At 64.4% G+C, this 14,438-nt stretch carries 18 protein-coding genes; 16 read left to right on the forward strand and 2 right to left on the reverse strand.

Going from position 1 to position 14,438, the window contains the following annotated elements:
• Positions 1 to 126: 126 nt before the first annotated feature.
• The gene (locus B149_RS0109475) at positions 127 to 537 is read right to left on the reverse strand and encodes a hypothetical protein (protein WP_018124950.1); all 411 of its coding nucleotides are present in this window, start codon (positions 535 to 537) and stop codon (positions 127 to 129) included.
• Positions 525 to 1,274 carry a hypothetical protein gene (locus tag B149_RS0109480; protein WP_018124951.1) on the reverse strand — a complete coding sequence of 250 codons (750 nt, stop codon included), beginning with the start codon at positions 1,272 to 1,274 and terminating at the stop codon, positions 525 to 527. The genes B149_RS0109475 and B149_RS0109480 overlap by 13 nt, the downstream gene beginning before the upstream one ends.
• A gap of 227 nt (positions 1,275 to 1,501) precedes the next feature.
• On the opposite strand from B149_RS0109480, the gene B149_RS0109485 reads away from it, so the two are divergent.
• The 16 genes from B149_RS0109485 to B149_RS0109565 all read left to right on the forward strand — a co-directional run bounded on the left by B149_RS0109485 (position 1,502) and on the right by B149_RS0109565 (position 14,283).
• Positions 1,502 to 1,765, forward strand: coding sequence for a hypothetical protein (locus B149_RS0109485; RefSeq protein ID WP_018124952.1), 264 nt, complete (start codon positions 1,502 to 1,504; stop codon positions 1,763 to 1,765).
• Complete coding sequence (locus B149_RS17930; protein WP_018124953.1) at positions 1,758 to 2,546, forward strand: BRO-N domain-containing protein; 789 nt, start codon at positions 1,758 to 1,760, stop codon at positions 2,544 to 2,546. The genes B149_RS0109485 and B149_RS17930 overlap by 8 nt, the downstream gene beginning before the upstream one ends.
• Before the next feature lie 202 nt (positions 2,547 to 2,748).
• Positions 2,749 to 2,961, forward strand: a complete 213-nt coding sequence (locus B149_RS0109495; RefSeq protein ID WP_018124954.1) for a hypothetical protein — start codon at positions 2,749 to 2,751, stop codon at positions 2,959 to 2,961.
• The gene (locus B149_RS0109500) at positions 2,961 to 4,484 is read left to right on the forward strand and encodes a phage portal protein (RefSeq protein ID WP_018124955.1); all 1,524 of its coding nucleotides are present in this window, start codon (positions 2,961 to 2,963) and stop codon (positions 4,482 to 4,484) included. Before B149_RS0109495 ends, B149_RS0109500 begins: the two co-directional genes overlap by 1 nt.
• Positions 4,474 to 5,841: a S49 family peptidase gene (locus B149_RS17935; protein WP_018124956.1), complete on the forward strand. Its 1,368-nt coding sequence runs from the start codon at positions 4,474 to 4,476 to the stop codon at positions 5,839 to 5,841. The genes B149_RS0109500 and B149_RS17935 overlap by 11 nt, the downstream gene beginning before the upstream one ends.
• A gap of 2 nt (positions 5,842 to 5,843) precedes the next feature.
• Positions 5,844 to 6,227, forward strand: coding sequence for a capsid cement protein (locus B149_RS16895; protein WP_018124957.1), 384 nt, complete (start codon positions 5,844 to 5,846; stop codon positions 6,225 to 6,227).
• Between the two features lie 17 nt (positions 6,228 to 6,244).
• Positions 6,245 to 7,237, forward strand: a complete 993-nt coding sequence (locus tag B149_RS16900; RefSeq protein ID WP_018124958.1) for a hypothetical protein — start codon at positions 6,245 to 6,247, stop codon at positions 7,235 to 7,237.
• A gap of 80 nt (positions 7,238 to 7,317) precedes the next feature.
• A complete protein-coding gene (locus B149_RS0109520) occupies positions 7,318 to 7,590 on the forward strand; it encodes a hypothetical protein (protein WP_018124959.1) in 273 nt (90 codons plus the stop codon).
• 8 nt (positions 7,591 to 7,598) lie between these two features.
• Positions 7,599 to 8,015 carry a DUF5675 family protein gene (locus tag B149_RS0109525; protein WP_018124960.1) on the forward strand — a complete coding sequence of 139 codons (417 nt, stop codon included), beginning with the start codon at positions 7,599 to 7,601 and terminating at the stop codon, positions 8,013 to 8,015.
• Positions 8,016 to 8,017: 2 nt separating this feature from the next.
• Positions 8,018 to 8,608 (forward strand): 3TM-type holin, encoded by a 591-nt coding sequence (locus B149_RS0109530; protein WP_018124961.1) that lies wholly within the window; start codon positions 8,018 to 8,020, stop codon positions 8,606 to 8,608.
• Positions 8,605 to 9,204 carry a hypothetical protein gene (locus B149_RS0109535; RefSeq protein WP_018124962.1) on the forward strand — a complete coding sequence of 200 codons (600 nt, stop codon included), beginning with the start codon at positions 8,605 to 8,607 and terminating at the stop codon, positions 9,202 to 9,204. The genes B149_RS0109530 and B149_RS0109535 overlap by 4 nt, the downstream gene beginning before the upstream one ends.
• Positions 9,201 to 9,800, forward strand: a complete 600-nt coding sequence (locus tag B149_RS16905; RefSeq protein WP_018124963.1) for a phage tail protein — start codon at positions 9,201 to 9,203, stop codon at positions 9,798 to 9,800. The genes B149_RS0109535 and B149_RS16905 overlap by 4 nt, the downstream gene beginning before the upstream one ends.
• Positions 9,797 to 10,276: a hypothetical protein gene (locus B149_RS0109545; protein ID WP_018124964.1), complete on the forward strand. Its 480-nt coding sequence runs from the start codon at positions 9,797 to 9,799 to the stop codon at positions 10,274 to 10,276. Before B149_RS16905 ends, B149_RS0109545 begins: the two co-directional genes overlap by 4 nt.
• Before the next feature lie 9 nt (positions 10,277 to 10,285).
• The gene (locus tag B149_RS18855) at positions 10,286 to 11,437 is read left to right on the forward strand and encodes a phage tail tube protein (RefSeq protein ID WP_018124965.1); all 1,152 of its coding nucleotides are present in this window, start codon (positions 10,286 to 10,288) and stop codon (positions 11,435 to 11,437) included.
• A 530-nt stretch (positions 11,438 to 11,967) separates the two neighbouring features.
• Positions 11,968 to 12,132, forward strand: coding sequence for a hypothetical protein (locus B149_RS0109560; RefSeq protein ID WP_156816789.1), 165 nt, complete (start codon positions 11,968 to 11,970; stop codon positions 12,130 to 12,132).
• A gap of 9 nt (positions 12,133 to 12,141) precedes the next feature.
• On the forward strand, positions 12,142 to 14,283 hold the full coding sequence (locus B149_RS0109565; protein ID WP_018124968.1) for a phage tail length tape measure family protein: 2,142 nt from the start codon (positions 12,142 to 12,144) through the stop codon (positions 14,281 to 14,283).
• Positions 14,284 to 14,438 lie beyond the last annotated feature (155 nt).

The following is a 14,438-nucleotide window of genomic DNA, read 5'->3' on the forward strand; positions in this document are numbered from 1 at the left end:
CCCATTGTGTAATGCGCGACGTTGCCGTGTAACGACGTCTAGCGGATGGGTTGGCGATGTTCGGGAGCGATTTCATCGATGCCCGGATTGCGGCTTGCGGTTCAAAAGTGTGGAAAACAGCTAAGCCTAGCCATGTTCTTTGTTTATCTGGAGGCCCTCTGAGAACTTTCGCTGTAAGGCCTTTTTTTCCGCTCTGACCTTTGCGGCTAGTTGCTTTTTCTGTTTTTCCAGCTCGGCAAGAGTGGCCTCATACTTGGCGACGAGTGTGTCCAGACCGAAGCGTTTCACGATATGGCACATCATTTCCCAGTCCTCGTTCGGGAAACAATCTTTGGAATACATGTCCGGGTCGAAAATGGAACTGTCACCCTTGATAAGCAGTAACCTATGCTTGCACATGGTGTTATTACTACCAGCAGGGCAGTCACATTCGATAATGAGCCCATTTTCCGGGAAATCCAGATCAAAGGTAACGGCATAGCCGCCAACGCCGGAGCTGCTGGCAACATAAAGGGTGGTCGTTTTCAAGTCATGCATTCGCGATCACCAGTTATGAGCATCCGCACGAAATCGTCTTGGGTTGTTGTGTAGAAGACCGGCTGTCCAAGCCCTGTCTTTGAGCTGTTTGGCTTTTGAACCTTGAACCGAACAAAGCCGGGGTTTCGCGGATAATATTTGTCCAGAAACCAATTCCACTTGTGAGCGTTAGGGTTATGAATAAGCTCGACCTTCCACCCCTGACTTGTCAGCTCTTCACCTTTTGCTTCGGCCTTTTTTACGTCTGCGTCCGTGTATCGGTATCTCTTGTAGGCTGCCGGTACCGCTGGAGTTCCCGAGGTTACCTGAACCTGTTCTGAGATGCATTTCAATGCCTCCCGCCACACTTGTCTGCACTTCGGGGTGTCATACATCATGGACCCTTCGGAGAAACAGAATCTGCTGCCTTGGGTCCAAACGGTTTTGGTGGAATCGTCCTGATCCTCCGTATCATCCTCTGCGTTGGGAGGTCCAAGCCTCATGCCGAGGGAGCGGGCATAGGCCCCAGTGATGTAGTAGGCCCAGCCTTGAGCGCTACCGCGCAACGCATTGTTTTCATTCGGGTAGATGCCACCAAATAAGCGCTTCTGCCTTTTGTTTTGCTTGGCGTAAAGCGGAGTAAGAGTCTCCAGTAGTTCCAAATCTCTTTTCATGAAAAAACCGATATCAATATCTCGCTCTTCTTGACAAGGGGTTTTATTTCGGGCACCCAGAAAATACGGAGCTTCTAACTCCAACAGGCGGACGCCGCCACCCCGTCAGAGTGCGGTTTTTTTGTGCCCATAGCTCATTGTCTTGTTTGTATTTCTGAACTATGGGGCGTAAAAGTTTCCAAAATATTTGCCGGGAGTGGGGAAATGTCCAAGGCTTCGGCCTAAAATACCCAGCCCTGCCTGTTGGGGTTAGAACTCCCGGCATCCTTCATATCGTTGGATGCCATTCTAAAACAACAGGAGGTTCCGTCATGGAACGCAATTTCATCATCACCGAATCCCGCTTGAACGAACTTGGCGACGAGGCCGCAAGGATTGACTCCCGGCTCGGGTGTCTTGCGCTGCTGCTGGAGACCAAGGGGCTACACAGCGACGGCGAATTGGAGGAACTGTGCCTCGGGCTTTCGGGCCTGATTCGCGGTGTCCAGTCCGACGTGCAGGGAATCTTTGAGCACGTGGATCCGCATGGCGAATTCATCACCGCCTGCCACCTGCGGGAGGTGAGCAATGGGTAGCGTGATCCCGTTCGACTTTGACGGCAGTGCCGTGCGCGTCGTCATGCGCGAGGACGAGCCGTGGTTTATCTCAAGAGACGTGTGCAATGTTTTGGGGTTAGACAGAACAGCAACTCGTCGGCTTGAGGAAGACGAAAAGGGTGTGCAAGAAGCACACACCCTTGGCGGGGTGCAGCAAGTGTCAGTTCTGTCCGAGTCCGGCCTTTACGCCCTGATCTTCACCAGTCGCAAGCCCGAAGCGAGGCGGTTCCGCAAGTGGGTCACTTCCGAGGTGCTGCCCGCCATCCGCAAGCATGGACGGTACGAGTCATGCGGAACAACCGGACTGCCCGGAGACGTGCCGGATTTCTCGCTGCGCCTCAAACCCGCGCTGCGGGCGCAGGCCATGCACACCGCAGTGCAGACCGCGCGGCTGGACGGCGGGAGCGAGCAGGACGTGAAACGGCTGTACGCCGAGTTCTGCGGCCTGTTCGCAGCTCGCCCGCAGAAAACCGGCGCTGCCCTGAGCGACCCCGCGGCAGATCTGGTGCGCGACTTCGTGAAGGAAAACCTTGAGGTGACCGACGTCTCGGAAGGCTCCATGCCCCGGCACCTCAAGACACAGGCCAAAGACCTTTACGAGCTGTTTCGCAACTGGTGCCGCGACGTGCGCAACCTCGAACGGTCCGAAATTCCCACCCAGAACGCTTTCGGACTGGTGCTCAAGCGTCAGCCCGGCGTGGTCAAGGTCTCCCCGATCAACCGGACTTTTTACAACCTTGTAAAAATCTGCACTTGGTGACGGGGTGTCGGCACACCCCTTGCAATTTATATGATTCACTCAGCAAAAGGCGGTCTTCGGGCCGCCTTTCTCTTTTGGCGGACTGTAGTAAATTCCTACCGGTAGTAATTTCCTATTGCTGTAAATTTACTACGGACGCGCTCCCTGCGCTGCCGGTAATCGTGGCTCCAGATTACCGAAGGCAAACCGCAGGGAGTTGCGCATGTCCGAGAAGATTACCCCCGAAGAAGTCGAGGCCGGATTGGTCCGCTCCGCCGAAGTGCAGGAGTACACCACGCCGCTGGGCCAGACGGTCAAGCGCGCAGGCGTGCGGGATCTCAAGGCGCTGCGCGACGACCTGAACGCCGAGGAGCGCGTGCGCAGCAGGGGCAACATCCTTGAGCGCACGGCCGTGGCCGCCAAGAGGAGGGGCTAGTGGGTATCAATCCACGGGTCCACTCCAGACGGGTGGGGCGCGGCAGGCACGCCAACCGCAACAGCGCCAGCCTGCAGGGCGCCATGTCCTCCTGGCTCCGCTCGGTGGTCAGCCGCCGGGAAGCCGACACGCAGCTGGAACGCTCCGCCGAGCGCGCGCTCGACCTGTACCACAACGACGCCATGGCCCACGGGGTGCTCGAATCCCTGCTGGTGGAGGCCGTGGGCATCGGCCTGACGCCGCAGCCCGCGCCGAAAACCGAGTGGATGGGCCGCGACGCGCAGTGGGAGGCCGACTTTCAGGCCGCCGCGCTGCGCGTCTGGGAAGAGTGGGGGCTCGACTGCCGCCACTGGTGCGACGCCACCCGCCGCCAGAACTACTACGGCCTGCAAGGGCTGTCCTACCTGAACTGGAAGCTGCTCGGCCTCGGGGTCAATCAGGTCATTGCCAAGCCCCGGCCCGGAGCGCCGCTCTCCACCTGCCTGCTGCCCATTGACCCGTTCCGCGTGGTGACGCCGACCGACGCCTCCGCCGCAAGCGAAATCTACGACGGCGTGGAGGTGGACCGGGACGGCGAGCCGACCCACGTCTGGATCCGCAAGCCGAACGTCAGCGGCCTGCGCCCGCGTAGCGGCGACTGCAAGCGCCTGCCGGTCTGGGACGAAGTCACCGGCCTGCCGCGCCTGCTGCTGGTCAGCGACGTGCGCAACATCGCCGAATACCGGCAGGACTCCATCCTCGGCCCCATGATCAGCGAGATCCGCCACTCCAACGACCTCGCCGAGGCCGCGGTGGTCGGGGCCATGGTGCGTAACATGTACACCATGTTCGTGCAGGACTTCGGGCAGGGCACCATCTCCAAGAGCACGCCCTGGGACCAGCGCGTGGTCAACACCGAGAACGGCCAGATCCTGCTCGGCTCGGGCAAGGAAAAACCCACCTTCTTCCAGCACGACGCCGCGCCCTCGCGGTATTCCGAAATGTTCGGCGCGATCGTGGACCGGCTCGGCATGGCCACCGGACGCGGCGCGGAGAACGTCTCGCGCAAGTATCAGGCCAGCTACTCCGCATCCAAGGCCAGCATGGAGAAGGCCGACCAGTTCAACGAGTCCGAGCACCGGATCCTCAACGACCGTTTCAGCCAGCCCGCGTGGGCGTGGATGCTCTACGAGGCGAGTCTGCGCGGAAGGCTGCCCCTGAGCCGCAAGGAATTTCTGGACAACCTCCACGCCTGCACGGCGTGCGAGCACCTGCCGCAGCCGTTTCGCCAGATCGACCGCGAGAAGGCCGCCAAGGCCGACGTGCTGGAGCTTGCCAACAACACCACCACCCGCCGGGAACTTTTCGGCCGCAAGGGCCGCGACTGGCGCGACCAGCTGCGGCAGGCGGCCATCGAGAAAAAATTCATCCGCGAGCTTGAGGCCGAGTACGGCGTGAGCCTGAGCGCTTCCGACCAGGCAACGGCGAGCACCGAATCCGACGACAAGGAACCCGACGACAAGGAGGCCGACGATGAGAGCTAGACGCGCCGTGACGCTGCTGGCGAACGAGGTCTGGGCCATTGCGCCCGACAAGCTGGAGCAGATCGCGGACCTGACCGCCGCGCTCATGGAGGGCCGCGAAACCGGCGGCGACATTTTCGCCAACCTTGCTGGCGAGAGCGGCGAGGCCGGCAAGGCCTACCGCGTGCAGGACGGCGTTGCCGTGATCCCGGTCTCCGGCGTGATCGCGCGGCGGCTGAACATGTTTCAGTCCATTTCCGGCGGCTGCTCTACCGAGCTGATCGCCAAGCACGTGCAGGCGGCGCGCAGCGATGACGACGTGCGGGCCATCCTGCTGGACATCGACTCGCCCGGCGGCGGGGTCTTCGGCCTCACCGCGCTGGCCGAGGCCATCCGTGAGACCGCGCAGGACAAGCCGGTGGTTTCGTGGTCCGGCGGCCTGATGTGTTCGGCCGCGTACTGGACCGGCACGGCCGGAACCGAGACCTGGTGCGCCCCGGACGCCGAAGTGGGCAGCCTGGGCGTTGCCTGCGTGCACTACGACCGCTCCGCCGGCGACGAGAAGGCGGGCGTCAAGCGGACCGTGCTGTCCGCCGGCAGGTACAAGCGCATCGCCTCGGACGAGAAGCCGCTGTCCGAGGAGGGCAGGGAGTACCTGCAGGAGCGCGTGGACCACTACTACTCGCTGTTCGTCGAGGCCGTGGCGCAGAACATGGGCATGTCCGTCGAGGCCGTGCTCGAACGGCTCGCCGACGGCTCCACCCACATCGGGACCACAGCCCGGGACAAGGGCTTTGTCCATACCGTTGGCAGTTTCGACGCGGCTCTTGCCCGCGCTCTGGAGCTCGCCGAAACCCACAATCAGGAGGCACAAGCCATGCCCACCGGAAACAAATCCGTTGCCGGCACCGAAGCCCGTGGAGGCGCTTCCGGTGCCTTGGACTACTCGGCCATCACCGCCGAATCCCTCGCAACCGAACGCCCGGACCTGCACGGCCGCATCATGGCCGACGGCCACGCCGAAGGCGTGAACGCCGAGCGCGGCCGCGTGGTCGAGATCATGGGGGCGGGCGTCGATCGCACGCTCACGCTGGAAGCCGTCAAGAGCGGCATGGAGCCGGGCGACTTCTACCGGCAGGCGCTCAAAACCGAGCGGCAGGCCGACAAGGCCGCGCTGGAGCAGTTCGAGCAGAATCTTTCCGACTCCGCGGGACAGGACGGCGCCCAGAAGGAGGCCCGCACCGGCAGCGGATTCGACGAGCTGGTGACGGCCCACATGGCCGAGGCCGGATGCAGCCGCGGCGCGGCCCTGCTGGCCGTTGCCCGCAAAAACCCCGAAGCCCACGCCGCATGGCTGGCTGAACAGAACAGGAGGTAGCCATGTCCTGGAATGATTTCGGAATCGGAACCCATACCTGCGGCGTGCCCGTGGTGGAAGGCCTGCGCGTGTCGCTGGGCAACGACGACCTGCTCGCCATTGCCGGAGCCGACGCGCTCGGCATCGGCGTGACCCGCAACGATCAGGACGCGGGCGAAGACGTGGGCGTGGCCTACCACAACAAGCCCGGAACGGTGATGGTCATCGCCGCCGGCGCCGTGTCCGTGGGGCAGGACGTGTACGCCGCCGCGGGCGGCAAGGTCGAAGCCCTGCCCGTGTTGGCCGGGGATTACATCAAGGTGGGTGTGGCCATGGAGGCCGCCGCCGAAGATGGCGACCTCATCGAAGTGGTGCCGAACGAACCCGGCAAGATCGTAACCGTCTAGACCGCAAGGAGAACGATATGAAACCCGCAAACGGAACCGCCGTGCTTCGCCCGGATCTGTCCGTGGTGGTCCACGAGGCCATGTCCAACGCCGCGGCGTTCGGCTTCATCGGCAGCGAGGTCTGCCCCTATTTCCCGGTGGCGGCCCAGTCCGCCGACTTTCCGGTGCTGCCGCTCAAGTCCCTGTTCAACGTGGAAAAAGTGCACCGCGCCTCCGGCTCCGGCTACCAGCGCAGCACCGAGACCTTCGAGGCCGGGCATTATTCCTGCCGCGAGCGCGGCCACGAGCATCCCGTGGATGACCGCTTCCGCGCCATGTACCGCTCGCAGATCGACGTGGACAACGCGGCCGTGGACATCTGCACCAACAAGGTGCTGCGCGCCTACGAGATCGAGGTGGCCAAGAAGGTGACCAAGCCCGCGAACTTTCTCACCAAGGCGGCGGCCGCCAAGTGGAACGTCTACGACACCGCCGACCCCAAGCAGAACATCGAGGACGCCAAGGAGGCGGGCCGCAAGAAGGGCATCAGCTACAACGCGCTGATCATCACCTGGAAGACCTATCTGGACCTGACGCGCTGCAAGAAGGTGCGCGACGCGGTCTTCTACATTTTCCCCGAGTCCAAGAAGACCGGCACCATCGGCCTGCAGCAGCTTGAGGCCTACCTCGACATCGAGATCAAGCTGGCCGGGGCCATGATGAACGCCTCCAACCGCGCCAAGAATCCCGACCTGCAGGACATCTGGGACGACAGCGTTGCCGTGCTGGCGCGCGTGGCCCCCAAGGGCTCCCAGATCACCGAGCCGTCCATCGGCCGGACCTTCCTCTGGAACGAGGGCGCGTCCGAGGAGATCATCGTGGAGGAATACTACGAGGAGGCCTCGCGCTCCAACATCATCCGGGTGCGTCACGACATCGATGTGCGCCTGCTCAAGTCCTACAACGAGGACGGCAACGTGCTCTCCGACATCTCCAAGAATTGCGGATACGTGATCACCGGCATTCGCTAGCCCTGTCATCCTCCCATAAACCGGCGGGTCGGGTTCCGGGAACCGCCCGGCCCGCCACCAAAAAAACAGGAGCGCGGCACGTGTCCTTCACCCCTCTGGAAACCCTTTTGATCGGCTTTGCGTGCTCGCTGCTGTCCGCTGTGGGCGTGCGGCTGCTGTTTGCGAAAAATTTTGTGACCCACACCCAGTGCACCTCCGAGCGGGAAAAGATGTGTCAGGCGGACAAGGAACTGCGCGAGCGGCTGAAGTCTCTGGACAATGGACAGCGAATCCAGTTCCGAATGCTTCGCGGAATCATCGTGCACTCCAACATCCCTGCGGAGCAGCAGGAACGAATCCTCAACGAGAATTAGGGGGAACCATGATTCATTGCGTCATCCTTCGCGACATCCACACCGGCGAGGCCACGCTGGGCCGCCTGCGTTTCGAGGGCGATACCGAAGATTTCTGCTTCACGCTCGAAGAGCCGTGGAAGGACAACCGCACCTACATTTCCTGCATTCCGGCGGGGCGGTACCGCTGCCGCCGGCGCTGGTCCAGCCGCTTCGGCCGGGAGCTGTTCGAGGTCTCCGACGTGCCGGGCCGCACCGCGATCCTGATCCACGCGGGCAACACCACCGACGACATCGAGGGCTGCGTCCTGCTGGGCGAATCCCGCGACGTGGGCAACCGCTATTTCGGCAAGCCCGCGGTGCTTGAGAGCCGGTCCGCCATGACCCGTTTCATGGAGCGCCTCCACGGCGTGAACGCCTTCGACCTGACCGTGGAGGAGGTGTAGCCGTGGCTCTGCCTCTGTTGCCCCTGCTCGGTCTGGTGCCCGAGGTGGTGGGCATGTTTACCGATGACGAGGACGTCACTAGGGCGGCCGAGACCGCCTCGAACGTGGCCCGCACCCTGACCGGAGCGGACGACGAATCCGCCGTGGACGCGCTCAAGGCCGACCCCGCGCTGCTCATGGAGTTTCAGACCCGCATGCGCCAGTTCGCCATGCAGGAAATGCAGGAGCAGACCAAGCGCCTGCGCCAGATCAACCGCACCATGCGCACCGAGTACGAGAGCGCCAATACCTACAAGACAGGCTGGCGGCCTGCCGTGGGCTGGGTGCTGGCATTTTCGTTCCTGATTATCGTGCTGGCGGTGGTGGTGCCGTGGGTCTGGTTCACGTTCGACGATCCCTCGCAGGTCAGCCCCATGCTGGAGAGCGCCGCGCGGCTGATCGGCGCCCTGAACAATCCCATTATTGCCATGGCCGCCGTGCTGGGCGTGCTCATCAAAAAGCGCTCCGACGACAAGCATGCGGCCATTGACGCACCGGACAAGGGCGGAACGCTGGGCAAGCTGTACCAGCAGTATTTCGGAGGCAGGCGATGACGCTGGAGCAGATCCGAACGGATGACCTGCGCGAACTCTTTTTTACCGCCGAGGCCGGGGCCGCGCTCGCCACGGTGGACGGCGGGCAGGTCAGCGTTTTGCGCACGCCCGTGACCGAGCTCCCCGGCGGTGCGGACGAGCCCGACCGGCGCACCATGACCATGCTTGTGCATGCGCAGGATCTGCCCCGGCCCGTGCTGGGGCAGGCGCTCGACATCGACGGCGAACGCTGGCTGGTGGGAGAGAGCGAGGTGCAGTGCAACGTGCTGACCCTCAAGCTGTTCGACGAGCTGGGCGGCTCCATGCGCTACGCCGTGGAAGGCATCGCCACCACGCTGGTGCGGCCGGACGGCAGCGAGATCCCGGCGCGGATCATCCTGGAGCGGGCCGGGCGCGTGGAGGCCACGCACGGTGACCACCAGCAGGCCGTGGTCAAGGCGCTGCGCGCGGACTTTCCGCAGCCGCCCGAGGGTCGCCTTGAGGCGGACGGGATGCAGTGGCGGCTGGGCGAAGTGCTCGGCCGCGCCGACGGGACCAACCGGTACCAGTGGGCCGTGCTGGCGATGGCCGAGTCGCGGCTGTGGGCGGGTAAATGAGCAAGCGCGGGCGCATCGGGATAGACGGCGTCGAAGAGCTCATGCGCGCCGTTCAAGGCTTCGAGCGCGGCGGTCCGCAGGTGGCGGCGCGGGCCTTGAACAAGACCGCGGGCAACGCCCGGACCGAGGCCGTGCGCCTGCTGCGCCAGCTGCTCAACCTCAAGGCCAAGGACATCCGCTCCGGCCTGAGCATCCACCGCGCCAACCCCAAGAGCCTGCGCGCCGCAGTCATCGCCAGAGGCAAACGCGGCGTGCCGCTTGCCAAGTATCCCGTGCGCCCGGGCAGGCCGAATCCCAAGCGGCCCCCGGCAAAAGGCGTGTCCGTGCAGATCAAGCGGTTCGGCGGCTCCAAGGTGGTCAAGGGCGCGTTCGTCTCGAAGATGAAGTCCGGACACACGGGCGTCTACCGCAGGCAGGGGGCGAAGCGGCTGCCCATCAAGGAACTCTACGGCCCCAACTTTGTGCAGTACCTCGACGGCGGGCGCGTGCGCCGCAAGCTCGACCGGCTGATCGGCCGACGGCTGGAGCACAATCTCCGGCACGAGATCAACTGGCAGATCCAGAAACAATTCAATCAGATCAAGGGGGCGCGATGACACAGCAGACATTCCTTGCCGCACGCAACACCGCGGCGCTGGCCGTGGCCACCAGCCCGGATATCCGAAATTTCATGGCGCGGGAGTTCCCGCTGCTGCGCTGGCGGGTCTACCGCGAGGTGTTCGCGGGCATGCTGCCCCCGGCGGATGCGGCTCCCTTCGCGGCGTTCGGGCCGTTTTCCCACGGGCAGCCGGACAAGGATCCGCACGCCATCGAGCACGCGCTGCCGGTGGGCGTCTTCCTTGCGCGGCCGCAGGGCGACTTTCAGGACGCGGGCAGCGACATCATGGTCATGCCCGGAGCGGCGCTGCTCGACGAGCTGGCCGCGCTCACCGAAAAGGCCGTTTCCTCCGCGCTGACCGGCGCGGGATTTCCCTTCGAACAGGACCCGTACCTGCCGGACGATCTGGCGCAGTACGGCGATTTCATCATGTCGTTCTACCTCTACCGGGTACGGACGCGACGCTATCTCTAGGAGGCATCCATGGCACTGACCCGCAAACAGGTTTTTCTGGACAAGATCGAGGCCGACCCCGGCGCGATCGAGGTCGTGGACCCGGCAACCGACGGCGTGCTCTGCCTGTCCGGCACCGAGATGACGCCCGAATCGGAGCGCGTGGACAACAGCCGACTTTCGTCCTCGCTCTCTGCCGAGGCGCACGTGGTCACCCGCACCAGCACCAGCCTCAAGCGCAGCGTGGAGCTGCGCGGCGGCGGCATCGTCGGGCAGGCGGTCAACCCGCCCGACTTCGACACTCTGCTGCGTTCCTGCGGCCTGATCCGCTCGGACGCGGTGTTTCTCGCCGTGGACAACGTGGTCGGCAATTTCGAGCGGGGCGAGACCGTCACCGGCGCGACCTCCGGCGCAACCGGGACGTTCCTCGCGTTGGTGCGCGGCGGGCTGCTGCTCTCCGGCGTGGCGGGAGTGTTCGAGGCGACCGAGTCCGTGTCCGGCGATGCAAGCGCGGCCACGGCGGACGCTGCGGCCGATCCCGTGACCTGCCCGCAGTACCTGCCCACCTCGGATCTTTCGCTCATGGAGAGTGCCACCACGGTCTACTACCGCGACGGCGACAAGCACACGGTCGGCGGAGCGCGCGGCACGTTCTCCGTAACCATGCCCGCGGGCCAGCCCGGGCGGTTGGATTTCACGCATTCCGGGCGTTTCGTCGAGCCGGTGGCCGAGCCCAACCCGGTGCCCACGCTCAACACGACCCTGCCGCCGGTGGTGGAGTCCGCGTCGCTCACCGTGGGCGGNCGCACNCCNGTGGGCGTGGCGGAGCTGTCCATCGACCTTGCCAACAACCTGACCCGCGACGCGGATCTCAACGCGCCCGANGGCATGCGCGGCTACCGCATNTCGGGCCGCTCGCCCAGCGGCTCCATGGACCCCGAGGCCGAGACGCTCACCGCAGACAACAACCCCTACGCGGACTGGAAGGCCGGGCGGCTGGCGCAGCTGTTNGCGGTGGCCGGATTCGAGCCGGGCAACCGTGTGTTCGTGGAGGCTCCCGCCATCCAGTACGGGGCGCCCGGCTACGGCGACCGCGAGGGCGTCATGACCCGCAAGCTGCCGTTCGAGCTCAAAAAACACGACGCAGCCGGCGACGACGAGCTGCGCATCATCTTTTTCTAGGAGATCACCATGGAAGCGAAAACCTACACCGCAGGCGAGACCACCTACCGGCTGCTCGGCCCCGTGTTCGGCGTGCTGGAGCACGTTGCGGGCACGCTGGCCGAGCTGGACTGTGACCATGTCGAGGAGGTGTTCGATCACCTTGGCGAGCGCGTGCCCGCGTTCCTCGCCGGGCTGCTCTGTCCCGAGGGCGAGCACCCCGCGGATCGCGATCTGGAGGCCATCGCCCGGGACGTGCGGTGGTCCATGGACGGGACGCAGCATCTTGAGGTGTTGCGGGATTTTTTTGCCAGCTGCGGTCCGGATCAGATCCTCGCGCACGGGACCGTGGTCAACGAGCTGGCGGGGATGGTNGTGGCGCGGAACAGGTCGCGCCGTGGCGAGATGCCGCAACCTGCATCCGGCGAGACGTCGCCCTGCTCTGCGGCGGAGACATCACCCGACGCGAGTTCATCCTCTGGCGATACGGCTACGCAGACGCCGGGGAGTTCCTCGACCAGCAGGTCAGGCGAGTAGTGTTCGAGGAGGCGGTGCTGGGCTTTCTGGACGTGGACTGGCGCGGCCTGGGCCGCACCGATGCGCGGGAGCGCGCGCCGCAGGCCGTGGGCCAGCAGTGCGGCGGGCGGTACGTGGACGAGTGCCGGCAGCAGTTCGGCAACGCCCTTGAAATGGTCTGTGCAACCTGTCCCGACTAGGAGGGCATGATGGCGAACGATTCGAGCGTGCGGGTACTCATCGAAGCGGTCAACAAGACGCAGGACGAGTTCCGCGAGGTCCGCCGCGATCTCAAGCGCACCGAGCGCAGCACCCGCAAAGCCGAGACCGCATGGGATCGTTTCGGGCGCGGGGTGAAACGGGGGGCAGGCGATGCCGAGAAAGCCGTGGGCCGGTTCACCGATCGCCTCGGTCCTCTCGGTAGCGTCCTCGGTTCCTTCGGAGCCGCGGGTCTGGGCGCGGCAGCCGGGCTGGCTGCCGTGGCTGTGGCTGCTGTCAAGGGCACCATGAGCGCTGCAGACTGGGGACGCCGGATGAACCGCACCGAAGCGCTGATCCGTTCCACCGGCGCGGCCGCAGGCTTCACCGCAGCCGAACTGGACAAGCTGGCGCGCGAGCGGGACCTCGCCACGTTGGGCGACCGCAACGAGATCATGGACGCCATCAACATGCTGCAGACCTTCAAGAGTGTGCAGGGCGATACTTTCAAACAGGCACTCACTCTGTCGCAGGACATGTCCGAGACCATGGGCCAGTCGCTGAAAACGTCCATCACCCAAGTGGGCAAGGCGCTGGAAGACCCCGTGCGCGGGCTCACCGCGCTGCGCCGTTCCGGGGTTTCGTTCACGGCGGCGGAAGAGGACATGATCAAGTCGATGGTGGAAGCCAACGACATCATCGGCGCACAGGAGAAGATTCTCGAAGCCCTTGAAGGACAGTTCAGCGGTGCGGCGGAGGCGGCCGCAGTAGGCTTGCCCGGCGCGCTCGACACCTTGTCCTACGAATGGAGAGAGTTCCTCGAATCCATGGAGCAGACGGACGCAGCCACCGGCTTTATCAAGGATTTGACTCGGCAGGTCCGGTACATGCGCGAGGAAATCCAGATGCTGAACGGCACCCTTGATCCGGAGGTGAACGTCTCGAAGCTCCGCACGCAGATCCAGCAGCAAAAAAACATGATCAAGACTGCCAAGGAGCAGGGGCAGTCGGAATGGAGCCTTGAGATCGGCGGGGTGACGGTTGCCCAGACAGAGCTTTCCGAGGCGCAAAGCAGGCTCGCGGAACTGGAAGAACAGTTGAACAGAGCGGTGCGTGCTGCGCGCGACAGGCAGACAGAAGATCGAATCCGGTCCGGGGCGTATTTGCCAGACAGGTATGGCGACAAGGACAGTCCTCGGAAAGATACGGACAACGGCCCCGACGGTCCCTCCATCCCGGAAACATGGTGGGCCGATGACTACGCCAACGGGGTCAAGGAACGCCAGCGGGTGTTCGCCAAGGCGCTTGAGGACCAGAAAACGGCGCTCAAGGATTTTGACCGCGACTACCGGGAAATCACCATGGGCGAGACGCAGTTCGCCATCGCGGAGGTGCAGGCGCGGTCCGAACAGTTGCAGCGCTACGCCCGGGGCGACGCGGAGGAGGTCGCCGAGATCCAGCACTGGGAAAACCTGCGCATCGCTGAGATCAACGAAGAGGCCGCCGGCAAGTCTGCCAATGCGTGGGAGCAGTACGCGGACGGCGCCATGGACTCCATGCGCAACATGAGCTCGCTGGCCAACACCGTGGGCAGCACCATGGAAGACGCCTTCGTGTCCGCGTTCACGGGCGCCGAAGTCTCCGCCGAGAAGATGTTCCAGACGATCTACGCGGAGATGGTCCGTGTCTCGATAGCACGCCCCATGGCCGGCGCCATGACCGAGGGGCTCGGCTCCATCTTCGGCGCCATTTTCCACGACGGCGGCGCGGTAGGCGGTCCGGCCCCGGTGCGGGCGGTGCCCGCCGACCTGTTCGCCCACGCCCCGCGCTACCACGGGGGCGGACGGCTCGGCCCCGGGGAGCGGCCCGTCATCGCACGCGACGGGGAGATCATTCTCAACGCCGCCCAGCAAGACAACGTGGCAAACCAGCTCGGCCGCGACGGCGCACCGGTCAACGTGCGCGTGATCAACAACGGACGCGGCGAGGTGCGCACCCAACAGCACCAGCGCGCGGACGGCGGCATGGATCTGGACATCATTTTCGACGAAATCGACCGGCTGTCCGCGCAGGGCATTCGCGGCGGCCAGACCCGGACCGCCGAGGCCATCGAGGACATTTACGGCGCAGACCGGGGTATCCGGAGGTACTAGATGAACGACNTGCTNGACCACGCCATTGCCGAGGCGCGCACCCACGCACCGACCGACACGGTGATCTACCGCGCGCTGGAGTTCCAGCACATCTCATTCACCGAGCCACTGCGGGTTGTCCGGCGTTCGCCGTCCGAGCGCAGCCCGCACATGGC

Source organism: Desulfovibrio oxyclinae DSM 11498 (genome assembly GCF_000375485.1).
Taxonomy (GTDB): Bacteria; Desulfobacterota; Desulfovibrionia; order Desulfovibrionales; family Desulfovibrionaceae; genus Pseudodesulfovibrio; species Pseudodesulfovibrio oxyclinae.